General features: G+C 54.5%; 13 protein-coding genes and 3 tRNA genes. 5 read left to right on the top strand and 11 right to left on the bottom strand.

The window, feature by feature from the left end:
* Positions 1-23 precede the first annotated feature (23 nt).
* On the top strand, positions 24-971 hold the full coding sequence (locus tag ACXJJY_RS05065; protein WP_456385654.1) for a selenium metabolism-associated LysR family transcriptional regulator: 948 nt from the start codon (positions 24-26) through the stop codon (positions 969-971).
* Between the two features lie 102 nt (positions 972-1,073).
* On the opposite strand, the gene ACXJJY_RS05060 is transcribed toward ACXJJY_RS05065, so the two are convergent.
* From ACXJJY_RS05060 to ACXJJY_RS05015, 10 genes are all read right to left on the bottom strand, one after another.
* Positions 1,074-1,175 (bottom strand): 30S ribosomal protein THX, encoded by a 102-nt coding sequence (locus ACXJJY_RS05060; protein WP_267927160.1) that lies wholly within the window; start codon positions 1,173-1,175, stop codon positions 1,074-1,076.
* A gap of 203 nt (positions 1,176-1,378) precedes the next feature.
* Positions 1,379-2,554: an RtcB family protein gene (locus ACXJJY_RS05055; RefSeq protein ID WP_456385652.1), complete on the bottom strand. Its 1,176-nt coding sequence runs from the start codon at positions 2,552-2,554 to the stop codon at positions 1,379-1,381.
* Positions 2,555-2,567: 13 nt separating this feature from the next.
* Positions 2,568-3,146, bottom strand: coding sequence for a TetR/AcrR family transcriptional regulator (locus ACXJJY_RS05050; RefSeq protein WP_456385650.1), 579 nt, complete (start codon positions 3,144-3,146; stop codon positions 2,568-2,570).
* A 24-nt stretch (positions 3,147-3,170) separates the two neighbouring features.
* Complete coding sequence (locus ACXJJY_RS05045) at positions 3,171-4,358, bottom strand: MFS transporter (protein WP_456385648.1); 1,188 nt, start codon at positions 4,356-4,358, stop codon at positions 3,171-3,173.
* A 55-nt stretch (positions 4,359-4,413) separates the two neighbouring features.
* Positions 4,414-7,485 carry an efflux RND transporter permease subunit gene (locus ACXJJY_RS05040; protein ID WP_456385646.1) on the bottom strand — a complete coding sequence of 1,024 codons (3,072 nt, stop codon included), beginning with the start codon at positions 7,483-7,485 and terminating at the stop codon, positions 4,414-4,416.
* Entirely contained in the window at positions 7,482-8,558 is a 1,077-nt protein-coding gene (locus tag ACXJJY_RS05035; RefSeq protein ID WP_456385644.1) for an efflux RND transporter periplasmic adaptor subunit, read from the bottom strand. The genes ACXJJY_RS05040 and ACXJJY_RS05035 overlap by 4 nt, the downstream gene beginning before the upstream one ends.
* 265 nt (positions 8,559-8,823) lie before the next feature.
* A tRNA-Met gene (locus tag ACXJJY_RS05030) sits at positions 8,824-8,900 on the bottom strand.
* A gap of 164 nt (positions 8,901-9,064) precedes the next feature.
* On the bottom strand, positions 9,065-10,714 hold the full coding sequence (gene groL, locus ACXJJY_RS05025; protein WP_456385642.1) for a chaperonin GroEL: 1,650 nt from the start codon (positions 10,712-10,714) through the stop codon (positions 9,065-9,067).
* Between the two features lie 38 nt (positions 10,715-10,752).
* On the bottom strand, positions 10,753-11,043 hold the full coding sequence (gene groES / locus ACXJJY_RS05020) for a co-chaperone GroES (protein WP_267927148.1): 291 nt from the start codon (positions 11,041-11,043) through the stop codon (positions 10,753-10,755).
* A 242-nt stretch (positions 11,044-11,285) separates the two neighbouring features.
* Positions 11,286-12,371: a branched-chain amino acid aminotransferase gene (locus tag ACXJJY_RS05015; RefSeq protein ID WP_456385640.1), complete on the bottom strand. Its 1,086-nt coding sequence runs from the start codon at positions 12,369-12,371 to the stop codon at positions 11,286-11,288.
* A 277-nt stretch (positions 12,372-12,648) separates the two neighbouring features.
* Here ACXJJY_RS05015 and ACXJJY_RS05010 point away from each other — a divergent pair, with 277 nt between their 5' ends.
* A complete protein-coding gene (locus ACXJJY_RS05010; protein ID WP_456385638.1) occupies positions 12,649-13,785 on the top strand; it encodes an AI-2E family transporter in 1,137 nt (378 codons plus the stop codon).
* A 25-nt stretch (positions 13,786-13,810) separates the two neighbouring features.
* Positions 13,811-14,374, top strand: a complete 564-nt coding sequence (locus ACXJJY_RS05005; protein ID WP_456385636.1) for a DUF3592 domain-containing protein — start codon at positions 13,811-13,813, stop codon at positions 14,372-14,374.
* A gap of 24 nt (positions 14,375-14,398) precedes the next feature.
* Here ACXJJY_RS05005 and ACXJJY_RS05000 read toward each other — a convergent pair.
* Positions 14,399-14,476, bottom strand: a tRNA-Pro gene (locus ACXJJY_RS05000).
* A gap of 286 nt (positions 14,477-14,762) precedes the next feature.
* On the opposite strand from ACXJJY_RS05000, the gene ACXJJY_RS04995 reads away from it, so the two are divergent.
* Positions 14,763-14,838 (top strand) — tRNA-Asn (locus tag ACXJJY_RS04995).
* A gap of 740 nt (positions 14,839-15,578) precedes the next feature.
* Positions 15,579-15,864 (top strand): transposase (locus tag ACXJJY_RS04990; protein WP_456385634.1); only part of this gene is annotated, 286 nt, incomplete at its 3' end.

Raw genomic sequence — 15,864 nt, 5'->3', positions numbered from 1 at the left:
CCGAGAAGCAGGGGCAGGAGACAATGGAATTAAGGAAACTGGAAGTATTCTGCAAGGTCGTGGAACTGGGCAGCTTTACCCGTGCGGCCGAGGATGTGCTGTTGTCTCAGCCCACGGTGAGTGAACATGTTCGCAGCCTGGAGCAGGAGCTGGGCCAGAAGCTGCTTGACCGGCTTGGGCGGGAGGTGGAACCCACCCCGGTGGGACGGCTGCTTTACGACTATGGCCGGAAAATGCTGCGTCTGCACCAGGATGCCCTGCAGGCGGTTGAGCAGTACGGCGGCCGGTTGAGCGGCCGGATTCTTATCGGTTGCGGTACCATCCCCGGGACCTATATCCTGCCCCGGCTCATCGGCTCTTTCCGGGATCAATATCCTTCCATCCGGGCGACACTGCGTATTTCCGCCTCGCGCCATATAGCTCGGGAGGTGCTGCACGGAGAACTGGAAATCGGGGTGATCGGCGCTCGCTGGAATGAAACCGGTCTGATCTGGGAGGAGGTTTTTTCCGATCAGCTGGTGCTGGTTGTCCCGCCGGTCCATCCCTGGGCGTCCAGAAGTTCCGTGGACCTGGAGGAGTTGCTTCACGAGCCTTTTATTTTCCGTGAGTCCGGTTCCGGTACGCGGCGGGTATTCACGCAGATTCTTGAACAGCATGGCATGCGGCCATCGCAGTTGCAGGAGGTGGCGGAAATCGGATCCACGGCCGCGGTTAAGGAGGCGGTCCGGGCCGGAATCGGTATTTCCATTCTTTCCAGCCGGGCTGTGGCCGATGATGAGCGTTGCGGGCAGCTGGTCACCGTGCCGGTCAACGATGTGGTTCTGCACCGTCCCTTTTACCTTATCCGGCGAAAAAGGCGGGAACTCTCACCGGTGGCCTCGGTTTTTCTCGAGTACCTGCTGAGCCATGCACGCCTCTCCATGACAGAGACGGCGGCCGACAACAATGGTGATTCTCAGGCTCTGTCCTGATGCTGGTCTGTTCTGGAACACAAAAAAGCAGGAACCGAACGGGTTCCTGCTTTTTTGTTGCAATTGCTTTCAAAATGGGACCGCAAGAAGAATCCCTTATGGTTATTTTTTGTTTTTTTTGGCATTTTTCTTCTTGGGACGACTGTTGCCAAAAGTCCCGCGGACGATTTTTCCCCGTTTGGTTCTCAGATCACCTTTTCCCATGAGTTTACCCCCAAAAAGATTCTTCTCTGTCCTGCCTGGGTTATCCTGCATGAACAGGACATGATGTATGAAATGCACCGGGTGTCCGGAACAGGTTTCAGGTCCGAAATCTGCTCCGGAGCAACTACTTCTTATACTGCATTTTTCCTGATTTGACCAACTTTTTTGACCGCGGCACTCTCCGGCGGGAAAGGCTTATCCAGCTATCCCTTGATGACAGCCAGTGGCTTCAGGCAAATCACCACTTCGACGAGATCAAGTTGATTCTCCATAACTTCATCAATGTCTTTGTAGGCCCCGGCTGCTTCATCGAGGTCTCCCCGGCGCCGAATGGCATGAAGAATTCCCTGATCTTCGAGCCGTTTCTGCTCGACTCGCAGGTCCAGTTGTTTCCGAGCCTGCTTGCGGCCCATCTTCCGACCGGCACCGTGGGAGCAGGACATGAAACTCTCTTCACTGCCCTTGCCGCGGACAATGTAGCTGGGGCTTCCCTGTGAGCCGGGAATGATACCTGTTTCCCCTGGCCGGGCGCTGGTCGCTCCCTTGCGATGGACAACGACATCTTTATGGAAGTGGGTCTCCATTGCCGCATAATTATGGGCAATATTGATAAATCCGGGAAAAAATACTCCGGGAATCACCATGGTGAAGGCATCTTTTATTTTCTGTATGATTACCTGGCGGTTTGCCAGGGCAAAATCCACGCAGTACTGCATCTCCAGGAGATACTTTCGTCCTGCCTCGGTGTCCAGCGGCAGAAAGGCCAGCTGCCATTTCGGCGGTACCGTTGCACCCCATTTATGATTGAGCTGAATTGCCAGCTTGTTGTAATAATTGGCCACCTTGTATCCCAGGTTACGGCTGCCGCTATGTACCATGACCCAGATGTGACCGTCGCTTCCCCTCTGGATCTCGATGAAATGATTTCCACCGCCCAGGGTGCCCAGCTGCGTCAGGGCATTGTTATATTCCCGCGAAACGACAAAGAGATCTTCCATGGGAACATTACCGGGCGTTCGCGGCATCAGGGCAGGATCCTGTTTCTTTTTATGGTGCTTGAACCCCACCGGGACAGTTTTACGGATCAGGGCCATGATGGACTTGAGCTGATCGGTTTCGATATTGGTAAGGGAGGTCTGGAGAGCGCACATGCCGCAGCCGATGTCAACTCCCACCGCATTGGGAACGATCACATCCGTCGTCGCCATAACCCCGCCAATGGGCATGCCGTAGCCAAGATGGGCATCCGGCATCAGGGCAATATGCCCATGGACAAAATCCAGGTTGGCAAGGCGTTTTGCCTGCTCCATGGTTCCGGGTTCTATCTCGTCGAGCCAGAGTTTGATGGGATGTTTTTCAGAGCTGATAATCCGTTTCATCGCTGGGAGCCTCTCAACTTTTCAACAGCAAGATAATATGGCTGGCAACAGTTTCCGGGTCGTTATGGGATTCCTGAAATCCCGGAAGAAAAGACCGGATCGGGGTCAGTTGAAAATGATAATTGACCAGGCCAAGGATGGAAATGGCCAACAGGTGGGGATCCCTGTCAGGGGCAAGAGTGCGGCAAAGCATGATTATTTCCTCAAAAAAACTGCCAAAAACATTGTCTGCAAGCAGCTGCAGCCGCTTTTCGTCGCCATCCATGAGCTCTCGATGAATAAGCCTGCTGAAATCAGTATCTTCATGTGCCAGTATGCATAGATTGTGGACCAGCCGGAAGAACTGCTTTTCCGGATCTGCAGACTGGGCCAGGGCGTCACGCAGGGAAGCGGTACGTCTCGAAAATGCCTGGGCAAGTGCCTGGACATACAGGGCCTGTTTGTCAGGAAAATGGTGGTACAAAGAGGCTGCTTTTATGCCCACTGCCCGGGCTATCTGGCGCATGCTTACTCCGGCATAGCCGTTCCTGGCAAAGAGAGGAATGACAGTATCCAGTATTTCTGTTTTTGTTTTTTGTTTGCCAGCGCTCATTATTACATGAATCCAAAGGTGTGCTCACCCGGTTGTTGAGAATGTTTCCTGCCCGTTATTCATTTTCCGTTCACCCATACCGGCGCTCAAAGGAATGAGTAAAAGAAAAAGACAGGTAGAGACAACAAAGCTCCAGCCGCCGTGTTTGTATGCAAACCCGGCACCGGTAATGCCAAGCCATCCGCCCATATAATAAAACAAAACATAGAGAGCGTTGGCCTTTCCCTGGCCGCTGGTCAGCTTGCGGTTCAGAGAGCCGACAGCGGCGGCGTGGACGGTAAAAAATCCGGCACAGATTCCAAGCAGGGCAGTCACCACCGCAGGAACTGAAGGCAGTAAAATGAGGAGCAGCGAAATCCCCAGGAGAATACTGCCTGAGACCAGAGTGTTTCCGCTGCCAAAACGGTTGCTGATCTTGCCGGCTGTTGGTCCCATAAAGATGCCCATGATATAGACAAGATACAGCATGGTTGTTGATTGGGTGGAAAAATGAAAAGGTTCGGCACTTAACCGAAACGGCAGATAGTTGAAAACCGAAGAGAAGATTGCAAAACTGCCTGATGCGCAAAAATAGATGTGCAGAATCTCGCGTCGTTTCAACAAAGCTGAAAACGAAAACCCTGTTGTTTCCTGCAGGCGGCTCTTTCCTGGCCCGGTGGACGGCAATGTCAGCAGAGCAGTAAATGTTGCAACGAGGATGAGTGCTGCTGCAGAGACAAATGCATAGCGCCAGTGCAGGGGCGGGTGAATCCAGCCGCCAAGCAACCGTCCTCCCATGCCACCGAGTACCGTTGCCGAGACATAGGAACCCATGACAACGGTCAGCCTTGAATCGCGAATGGTCTTTGCCAGATACGCCGCAAGGCAGGTGGTTAAAGCAGGGAGAAAAACACCCTGGAAGAATCGGGCGCCAATTAGAATCCAGAGATCATGGGTGATGGCACAGATGATGCCATTTAATGCCACCAGAACACCGCCGGTGAGAATAATGGGCTTTATCGGCAACCGGTCCGCCAGGATACCGAAAGGCAGGTTGGACAGGGCGATGCCGAGGATGACGGCGGACACTGTGAAGGAAACCGTTACCATATCTGCACCAAATTCGCTCTGCAGCACAGGTAACACCGGCTGGGTGATGTATATGTTCGTAAACGAAGCAGATACCAGCGCAAAGACCGTCAGTTGCAGACGAAAACTGGAAGAGTCAGACATGGGTACTCAGGCAGATCATGTTTCATAAGCTGTTGCTGTCTGGATGGGTTAAAAATCATCCTTGGCGTGTTCGTCGGTTTCGCAGCCGCAGCAGTCCGTTTTCAATCAGGGAATAGACCGCTGGAACCACTACGAGGGTGAGCATGGTGGAGCTGAGCATACCACCAATAACCGCCACAGCCAGGGGGCCGTTGGTGTCGGATCCCGCGCCATAGCCAAGTGCTGCCGGCAGCATGGCCAGGATGACGGTAAAGGAGGTCATGAGAACCGGCCGCAGTCGCAATGGACAGGCCGAGTTCAAAGCCTCCTGGATGGACTTGCCTCTGGCCCGGAACTGATTGGTCAGGTCCACCAGAAGTATGGAATTTTTAGCCACAAGTCCCATGAGAAGCACCAATCCCACCATGGAAAAGATATTCAGGCCGTGGTGGAAAAGATACAGGCCGCCAATACCGCCGACAATGGCCAGGGGCTGCGCGACCATGATGATCAGGGGCTGGATGAACGAGTTGAATTGACTGGCCAGGACCATGTACACCAGGATAACGGCCATGAGAAAGGTAAAACTGATATAGTACACGGTCTTGCCGAACTCCTCGGCCCGGCCGGTCATCTTGACTTTATACCCCAGCGGGAGCAGATCCTCTGCCGCCGCCTTTACTTTGTTCACTGCAGTGCCCAGGGGGACCAGCGGGGTGGCAAAGAATTCCGCTGCGTATTGCAGGTCATACCTGGAGATCACTGCCGGGCCCACCACTTTTTCCAGGTGAGCGATCGTGTCGAGCCGGACCAGCTCGCCGCTTCTGCTTCGCAGATAAATACGACGCAAATCCCGGGGCGTATTGATAGTTCCGGCAGCCGTCTTCAAACGGATGTCATAGCGTTCGCCATCGCCGGGCTCATCATTGTATTTTGCCACGTCATAGCCGCCGGCCAGAACATTGATCGCCAGAGCCACATCAAGCGCGGATAACCCGAGGTCCGCCGCCCTGGTGCGGTCAATCACCAGTTTGATCTGGGGCAGATTGAGCTGCAGATCCAGATCGATGGTGCCAAGATCCGGATCCGCCGCCAGTTTCCTGTTCAACCTGTGGGCCAACTCTGCAACCCGGCCCAGCTCCGGCCCGGTCAGGTTGAACTGCAGCGGCTCTCCGCGCATGCCGCCCACCACGGATACCGGTGCGGGAAAGGCCTGGACCCCCGGGATTGTTGCCAGCTCCCTGCGCAGAGTGTCGATGAGTTCATATTGCTTGAGAGTGCGCTGCGAGCGGGGCGTCATCCGCACGGAGATTTCTCCTCTGGACACCTGTCCGGTGGCATCGGTGCCGATGGATGAAAGGTAGGAGGCAATTTCGCGGGGATGGGATTTAAGTACCTTCTCGACTTCGGCCAGGCGGTCGCTGGTATAATCGATGGATGAGCCCAGGGGAGTTTTCAGGGTAATGAGAAAATGACCCTTGTCTTCATCGGGCATGAAACTTTTTCCGATTTTGCCAAACAGGGGGAAGAGGAGGGCGACTACCATCACGGTGAGAAGAACCACTGTCCAGCGAAAACGCAGGGCAAAACGCAAAGTGGCGGCATAACCCCGTTCCATGGCCTGGAAAAAGGACTCAAGCAGACCATGGAACCGTCCGCGTTTGCTGTTGATGCGCAGAAAACGGGAACAGAGCATGGGCGTGAGGCTGATCGCTATGAACAGAGATGTCAACACACCCATTGTGACCACCACTGCAAAAGCAGTGAAAAAACGACCGATTATGCCGCCCATGAAGATGACCGGCGCAAAGATGCAGGCCAGGGAAAATGTGGCGGCAAGCACCGCAAAGGCCACCTGTTCGGTACCAGTGAGAGCAGCTTTGTGCGGATCCATGCCCGGCTGTTCTTCCCGGATCCGGAAAATATTTTCCAGAACCACAATGGCATCGTCCACCACGACACCGATGAGCAGGAGCAGGGCCAGCAGGGTCATCTTGTTGAACGTATAACCGGAAAAATACATCACCATCACTGCTCCCAAAAGAGAAACCGGGATGGCGACCGAGATGATCAGGGTGGAACGGAAGGACTGGAGAAAGGCAAACACGACCAGGGCCGCAAACAGGGTGCCCAGAATGATATGTTCTTTCAGTGCGTTTACTGATTCTTCGATGAAGTTGGAGTCGTCTGAGGCAATCTCTATACGCAGTCCCGGTGGCAGCTGCGGAGTGATTTCATGGTCCAGTTTTTCCTTGACCGCACGGACAATGGCCACAGTATTGGAACCGGTTACTTTAACAATACCCAGGCTGACGCAGGGCTTGCCGTTGAACCGGGCCAGCTTGCGCTTGTCTTCAAGGCCGTCTGTGATCGTGGCGATCTGCTGGAGACGGATAGGGGCTCCGTTCCTGTAGGCAATGATCATCTCACCAATATCTTCGACTCTGTGGAATTCCAGGTTGAGCTTGATAAGGTTTTCTGTCATACCATCTACAAGATAACCGCCCGGAAGCTGTATGTGGTTGAGATGGAAGGCGCGGATGACGTCCCCGATGCTTATGGACACCCCGGCCATGGCGTCCGGGTGCAGGTCGACCCGGATGGTGCGGTCACGTTTACCGGCTATTTTGACCTCTCCTACACCATCGATGGATTCCAACTGTTTTTTGACGGTTTTGCGGGCATACTGGTTGAGCTGCTGCAGGGTGCGGTCACCCAGGAGGGCCAGCCACATCACCGGTGCGGCGCCGACCTCAATCTTGGCAACCACCGGTGGGTCAGCCTCTTTTGGCAGGTCACGCAGGGACTGGTTGACCTTGGCCTGAACCTCGTTAAAGGCCACATCCACATCACGACTTAACTCGAATTTGATCACAACCACGGAAACTCCGGGCGCTGAGCGGGAAGTGATATGCTCGATGCCGGGTGTCGAGTTGACCGCGGTTTCGATGACGTTGGTGACCGTAGTATCGATGATATCCGGATCGGCGCCGATCATGGTGGTGGTGATGGAGATCATCGGGAAAGCGATCTCCGGATATTCGTCCACGCCAATGCGGTTGTAGCTCACCAGGCCAAAGAGGATGATCACCGCGCTGAGCATGGTGGCCAGAACATGGCGCCTGATAGAAAGTTCTGGGAGATTCATTTCTTATGCACCTGTTCCTCGCGCACCAGGACCCCATTGGCAAGAAAGCCTGCCCCGTCAACAGCGATCCGCTCGTTTCCGGACAACCCGCTGACAATCTCCACAAGATCGCCCTGGTGCTGACCAGTGGTTACCTGGATCTCGCGGACGGCATTGTCCACAACCTGATAGACAACCTCTCCGGCCGGACGTCTGACCACAGCCCGGGCAGGAACAAGCAGGGCATGTTCGTGTCTGTCGATGACGACCCTCCCGTTGACTGTACCACCAGGCAGCCAGCCGCCAGGGTTGTCTATATGGATAATGGTTTCCACCGCCCGGTTCTGTGGAGTTACCGTCGGGCGTATCTGATCGATACCAGCTTCGACCATGCGGCCGGGAGTCAGGGGTGATGTCAATGTAACCTGTTGTCCGACCGTGAGCCTGGCCGCGACATTTTCAGGAAAAGGCAGCACGATACGCAGTTTCTGATTTGCCACCATCCGGTAAAGAGGGGTCCCTGTGTCGACAAAATCACCTGCCGAGACAAGCCTTTTTTCGATTATCCCGTCCATCGGGGCAACCACAGAGGTCTTGTCAAGACGGCGTCTGCTGTCAGCCAGACGGGCATTGGCAGCTTCAAGCTGCTTGCGAAGCGCTGCAAGTTGTACCAAAGCGTTGTCAACCCTTTCCTGGGAAATGGAGTTTTTTGCCAGCAGGTTGCGGTAGCGTTCAACAGTCCGTTCCTGGTTCCTGATCAGAGCCTTGAGCCGGCCTATTTCTGCCTTCAGGGCCTTTACTTCAAGTTTTTGCCGCGTATTGTCGATGGAGGCCAGGAGGGTTCCGGCCCGCACTGCCTGGCCGGTATCAGCAAATATATTTTCTATTTTACCCGCCACTTCCGCAGCCACCACAGGACTGCTTTCCGCCTCGATCCATCCCATGGACTCTTCGCTGATAACCACAGTGCCGCGGATAACCTGGGCAATGGTTACCGCGGTTTCTCTTTCATTCGTGCCAGCCTGGGAAACACTGTTTACTGTCCAGACAATGACAGCAAAAAGAACCATACAGGAAACGCGGATGTTCAACATGTTTCTATCTCCTTTTGTCCTGCCGAAGCAATCTCCCTGAACGAACGTTAGACAGGGAGATAACAAAAAGTAAATGAAACGTAAAGAAAAAATGAGCTTGGGGAAAGAAGATGAAACAAGTAGCCCATAACACATGAAGTGCCGGTGATTTTGAAATTTTTCAACAGTGGGGAGGGGCCGCAGAAGAAGGCCGGTGTGGAAAAAGATAAACCCCCGAGTCCTTGTGGACCCGGGGGTTATGAAAACCGGTCTAACCGGTTGTATCTGGTGGCGATGCAGGGACTTGAACCCCGGACACTACGGATATGAGCCGTATGCTCTAACCTGCTGAGCTACATCGCCATGTATGTGCACCGGTATATTGAAACCGTGCCAATATTCAAAATTTTTCAGAGTTTGTCAACAGGAATCCTTGTGTTTTACCTGGCCCCTGGAGACAAAAGTCCTTTTCCTGCCGCAGGGGCTGGAAAAGGACTTGAATTTACAGCATAAGCTGGTCGGTCATGTTACATCATGCCGCCGCCCATGCCGCCCATGCCGCCCATACCGCCTGCAGGCATTCCGCCGCCGGCGCCTTCTTCTTCAGGCTCATCGGCGATCATGCATTCGGTGGTCAGCAGCATGCCGGAAACAGAGGCTGCGTTCTGGAGAGCAGTACGGGTAACCTTGGCCGGATCAATGACTCCGGCTGCCAGCAGATCGCAGTACTCTTCGGAGGCGGCATTGAAGCCGTTGGGACCGTCGAGTTCCTTGACCTTCTCGACAATAACAGAGCCTTCCTGACCGGCGTTGGCCGCGATCTGGCGCACCGGCTCTTCCAGAGCCCGGGCAATGATTTTCTTGCCCAGCTCCTGCTCGGCCGGCAGTTCGAGGGCTTCCAGGGCCTTGAGGCAGCGCAGGTAAGCCACTCCACCGCCGGGAACGATACCCTCTTCGACCGCGGCGCGGGTAGCGTTGAGGGCGTCCTCGACCCTGGCCTTCTTCTCTTTCATCTCAACCTCAGTGGCAGCACCGACGTTGATCACGGCAACACCGCCGATCAGCTTGGCCAGGCGCTCCTGCAGCTTCTCACGGTCATAGTCCGAGGTGGTCTCCTCGATCTGGGCCCGGATCTGCTTGACACGGGCTTCGATTTTCTCCTTGTCGCCGGCACCGTCAACGATGGTGGTGTTGTCCTTGTCGATGACCACGCGTTTGGCCGAACCAAGATCGTTGACAGTGGCGTTCTCGAGCTTGATACCGAGATCCTCGGTGATAACCTGGCCGCCGGTGAGGATGGCGATATCCTCAAGCATGGCCTTGCGGCGATCACCAAAGCCGGGAGCCTTGACCGCGGCAACGTTCAGGGTGCCGCGCAGTTTGTTGACAACGAGCGTTGCCAGGGCCTCGCCGTCCACGTCTTCGGCGATGATGACCAGGGGTTTGCCCATCTTGGCCACCGACTCGAGGATCGGCAGCAGGTCTTTCATGTTGGAGATCTTCTTCTCGTTGATGAGGATCAGCGGATCCTCCATGTTCACCTCCATGCGCTCGGCATCGGTCACAAAGTAGGGTGACAGGTAGCCGCGGTCAAACTGCATACCCTCGACCACGTCCAGGGAGGTCTCCATGGATTTGGCTTCCTCGACTGTGATGACGCCTTCCTTGCCAACCTTGTCCATGGCCTCGGCAATGATGTTGCCGATGGTCTCGTCGTTGTTGGCGGAAATGGTGCCGACCTGGGCGATTTCTTTCTGCTCCTTGGTCGGTTTGGCGATATTGGCCAGTTCGGCGACAACGGTATCCACTGCCTTGTCGATACCGCGTTTGATCTCCATGGGGTTGGAGCCAGCGGCAACCAGCTTGGCGCCTTCCTTGTAGATGGCCTGGGCCAGCACAGTGGCGGTGGTGGTACCGTCACCGGCGACATCCGAGGTCTTGGAGGCAACTTCCTTGACCATCTGGGCGCCCATGTTCTCAAACTTATCCTTGATCTCAATTTCCTTGGCAACGGTCACGCCATCCTTGGTGATGACGGGTGCGCCAAAGGATTTTTCAATCAGCACATTGCGACCCTTGGGACCAAGGGTAACCTTGACAGCATCAGCCAGGGTGTTTACACCGGCAAGCATTGCCTCGCGGGCTTTTGCGCTGTATTTCAACTCTTTTGCAGCCATATCTTTTTCTCCTTTTTTATAAACAGTAGTTATCGTCCTTAGTTTTCAACAACACCGAGGATGTCGTCCTCACGCAGGATGAGGTAATCTTCGCCGTCCAGTTTGACATCGGTGCCGCCGTATTTGGAAAACAGAACCCGGTCACCCACCTTGACATCAATGGCCACGCGCTCGCCATTGTCGCCAAGTTTTCCGGGGCCTACAGCGATAACTTCGCCTTCGGCCGGCTTTTCCTTGGCGGAATCGGGAATGATGATTCCACCAGCGGTTTTCTCTTCTCCTTCCAATCTCTTGACCAGGATGCGGTCATTCAATGGACGAATTTTCATGGACAAACCTCCTGTTACTGAATTTTTAATGTGAAATTGATTTGAGCCGTAAAAAATGATTGAGTCCGGTATTCGGCTCAAATCCGCCATAACCGGACAAAAACACTGTTTCGTGCTTCATGCTGCGCAAAACAATAGGGACGGTTTTTGAAAAATCAAGGGATCAGGCGGAAAAAAAATTCTCCGCCTAATCTATTGAAAAAAAGGATTTTTTAAATGGAGGGAAAAAGAGAGGTAAAAAATTATCCGACTCGGACAAGCCAGTTGTGCACGTCGTCGCGAAAGCCACGCTGCAGGGCCTGGAGTTCATCGAAGAAACGCTGGGAGAGTTCACCGGTCCGGCCGTCGTTGATGACGATATTGCGCTCCCTGTAGCAGAGTTCGCCCACCGGAGAAATAACCGCCGCGGTGCCGGTGCCGAAGGCCTCCTTCAGGGTAGAGTTTTCCGCCGCCTCGATGATCTCGTCGATGGTCACGGGGCGTTCCGCGACCTTGAGGCCCCAGTCCCGGGCCAGCTGGAGTACGGAATCACGGGTAATGCCAGGAAGAATAGTACCGCTGATGGGCGGGGTGACCAGCTCGTCGCCGAGGACAAAGAAGATATTGGATGTCCCCACCTCCTCGATGTAGCGGCGCTCGATGGCGTCGAGCCACAGGACCTGGGTACAGCCTTTTTTCTGGGCTTCGGTCAGGGCCTTGACTGAGGCCGCGTAGTTGCCTGCAGTCTTGGCCTCGCCCACGCCGCCGGGTACGGCACGGACATAGTTGTCCTCAACATAGATCTTCACCGGATTGAACCCCTCGGAATAGTAGGCACCCACCGGGCTGTTGATGATGAAGAAGAGGTATTCGTCTGCTGGCCGCAGGCCAAGGGCCGGTTCGGTGGCGATCATGGTCGGGCGGATGTAGAGGGTGGCACCCTCTGCTTCAGGGATCCAGTCCCTGTCCAGGTAGACTAACGCCTTGAGGGCCTGAAGAAACCGCTCAGTCGGAATGCGCGGCATGCACATCCGCACGGCCGAACGGTTGAGGCGCTCAAGGTTGTCGTTGGGCCTGAAAAGCAGTACCTGCCCGTTCTTGCCGCGATAGGCCTTGAGGCCTTCGAAAATGGCTTGCCCGTAATGAAAAACCATTGCTGCCGGGTCCAGTTTAAATTCCTGATAGGGCTTGATTTCGGCGTCGTGCCAACCTTTTTCCCTGTTCCAGCGGGCGGTGAACATGTGGTCGCTGAAGTGGACGCCAAAACCGAGTTTGTCCGGGGCCGGTTTTTCTCTTTTCTGTTGCGGAGAAGCCTTGTGGAGGGTGATTTCAAGATCTTTATACAGCATGGTCGGGATCCTGTTGCAGGTTATGATTTTCTTTTTTAACCATAAAGCGGTAATGTTTACTGTGATGTCAGTTTTTGATGAATTCGTAAAAAGTCCATCATACACTATAGATGGCTAAGCACAAAAGTTCGATATACGAGGAGTAGTGGTGTCGGCCAAGCGGATGCGTACATATGGTGCGTTGAGCATTGGCCGTACCCACTACAACGCAGTAGATCGGACTTTTTGCGACGCCATCAGTTTTTGAAAACAAACAGAACCTGAAGATGATAAGCCCATGAAACATCCCGAGTTGGAAAAATCAGCCGCTGTTCGTCCGGAGCAAGCAGCGATGGACGGGAGCTTCGACAGGCCTGGACCGGTGCAGACCCGGTATTTCTTTTTTATATTTCTGGCAGCGCTCTGTCTGCTGGGGCTGGTTCTGTCACCATTCTGGCAGCTGCTGGTCCTTGCCTTTCTGCTCTCCGGGATCTTCCGACCGATTTATCTCTGGCTGACCCGCTGGGTTTCTCCCTGGATGGCTTCGCTTCTGACCTGTGGCCTGATCGTGCTCATCGTCTTTGTGCCGCTGATCTTCTGTATCGGCGCCCTCTCGTCCGAGGCCCTCAGCCTTTACCATCTGGGCAAGGACTCCAATGTGCTGCTGAAACTGCAGCAATTCATTCAGAATAATACATTGCTCGTACAGGCACAAGTGGTACTCGCCGACATGGGGATAAATATTGAACCCACGGATGTCATCGGCCTGGTGTCGGATCTGAGCAAGACCGTGGGGCTGTTCATCTATGGCAAGGCCTCTAACTGGGCCGCCAATATCATGAGCTTCGTCCTCCAGTTCTGTATCCTGATCCTGGTGATTTTTTTTCTGCTCATCGAACTCGAGCGGTTGATCAATTTCATGAAACACCTCTCGCCGCTGCCCGATACTCAGGATGATCTGCTGATGAAAAAATTTCTCGAGATTTCCGGTGTCATCCTGGTGGGAAACGGGTTGAGCGGTGTTTTCCAGGGAATCATGGGCGGTGCGTTTTTTGTACTCCTGGGTTTTAAGTCACCGGTGCTCTGGGGCGGGGTTATGGCCATCCTCGCCTTTCTTCCCATTTTCGGAATTGGTCTTGTCCTCCTGCCCAGTGCGGCCATTCTGCTCCTCAACGGCTATTTTGAAAAGGCGATGTTGACCCTGGTCTTTTACGTCGTTCTTTCATTTTCCGTCGAATACCTGATCAAACCTAAATTCGTCGGCAGTCACGTAAAGATGCACACCCTGCTGGTTTTCCTGGCGATCATCGGGGGCATGAACATGTTCGGGGTGCTGGGAATTATCTACGGCCCCCTGATCGTGACCGGCTTTCTCACCCTGTCTGATATTTACCTCAAAGAGTATCGCCCGGTCCTGGAAGATTCAGACCGATGACCGGTCGGAACGGGAATCTGACGTTATGACGAAGGAAAGATATTTCAGTGGCAGGTTCGTCCTCCGGGCGGGTCTGCTCATGTCTGGTTCGCTGGCTGCCGTTGCCGGTGGCCTCCTCATGCTCCGCGCATCGGAACCGCCCTCTGGCTGGCTGTCGGTCCCCGGTACGGTTATCGGCCGGGAAATCACCCTTGAAACCCGATATGTTGACCATGAAAATTTGACCGAAACCTGCTACCGGGGGATCGTTCGCTACAGTTATGATGTACCGTCCGGGCGCTGGGTGAATGATGACCTCTATCTTGATGGTTCCCCTTGTATTGAAGGGAATCATGGGAGAGAGATGGCTGAAAAGCTGATAGAGCCTTACGAGGCCGGAAGCCGGGTCCGGGTCTTTTATAATTCGGAGTATCCGGGGCAATCGTACCTGGTTTCCCCCGGGAGTCGGGAGGGGTGGACACTGGTAGTGGTTGGCGCGCTGGGACTGTTGATTCTGTCCGGCTGGGCAGCTCTGCGCCGGGCGTTTGGGACAGGAATACCGGACATTGTGTCGCCGGGGCTGGACCTGAGGACCCGGGATAATGAATAGGGGGTTGTGTCGCTGGACAGTGTGTGGTCGGGGCGGCAGGATTCGAACCTGCGACCTCCTGCTCCCAAGGCAGGCGCGCTAACCAGGCTGCGCTACGCCCCGACAATCACAGTTGATGAAAAGTGGATATTCTGATACAGGTTTTTCTGCTTGAGCGCAACTGTTTTTTACGCCTGCGTGGAGCATGCTGCCCACCTGCCGCATGAATGCGGTTCCTTTTGGAGAAGGTGTTCTTCCAGTTCAATTTTTCCGGAAAACACTGCCTGGCGAGAAAAAATAAAATCAATCAATAGAGGTTCAACTTTCTCTTGACTCGTTTTCAGCGCTGTGCTATTAAAGGTTGCCTTTGAACGAGGCCAGGAAGCATCGTTTGCGTCTCTTTGCGTGTTCCTCGGTAGCTCAGCTGGTAGAGCAGGTGGCTGTTAACCACCCTGTCGGGGGTTCGAGTCCCTCCCGAGGAGCCAGATTTCAATCCGCCAACTCTGGCGGTTCTTAGTTAACGCAGAACCCCGACGGGAGACCCCCTCGGGGTTTTGTCGTTTATCCCGGTTTTTCTATCAGTTACACGCCTCCACACACCCTTGTCGATTCTCCGTTTTTTGTTCGCCGTCATTTAACAGGCCTACATCCACCGCGACCCCGTTCCGACGATTCGAGGTCTCCTCCGGTAGGTATCCGTCGAGGCCGGACAGGCAGTCTGCCCGGCGGGCGGACCTCCCTTCCCAGCGACATCCACAGCGCTTCCTCCCCGCGGTGCTTCCCCGCGAAGGAGGAGCCCATGCGCGACGACGTTCATCTCCCGACGGAACCCGGCGAGGTCGCGAGCGAGATCGCCTCGATCCTGGCGCAAGGATATCTCCGCTGCCGGAAAAGCCGATCCCTTGACACATCCCCAGGTGAAGATCGGCTGCATGTAACGCAAGTCGAAGAATCTGAGGCGTTTACTTCGATTCGCCTTGATAGTTCCGGCCACCGAATCCTTTATTCACAGGCGGGTTAACGCTTTGAGACGCCGCCGGAGAACGAGCCGGCGGCCAGGATGAACAGCCATTACGAAAGGAGGTTTTCGGTATGAACACAGAGGCTTGCGAGGATATCCAGGCGTTGGGCAGAATGACCGTCGGACAGCTCAAGGACAAGTGAGGTAGGTTGAAAAAAATGGACACCAATGTTTTTATTATCTGACAAAACGGAGGTGTCAGCAATGGTAAAAGTTCCATACGGTCGGTATATCAAGGAGTTTCGTGAAGAGGCCACCTGTCTGGTCTTGGAACATGGGATGTCAGCAGGTGAGGCCGCTAAACGCCTTTCCATGCCTAAAAGCACTCTGGAAACCTGGGTGCGGGCAGCCAGGAAAGGAAACCTGGGAAACATTGGTAATGGACGTGTCCCGCTCACCGAGGTTGAGCAGGAACTTGCCAGGGTGAAGCGTGAGCTTGCCGTTACCAGAATGGAGCGTGACATCCTAAAAAAAGCAGCCGCGTACTTTG

This window comes from Desulfolithobacter sp. (genome assembly GCF_054025815.1).
Note: the sequence above shows the minus strand (reverse complement) of the source record. Positions and strands in the feature narration are given on the sequence as shown.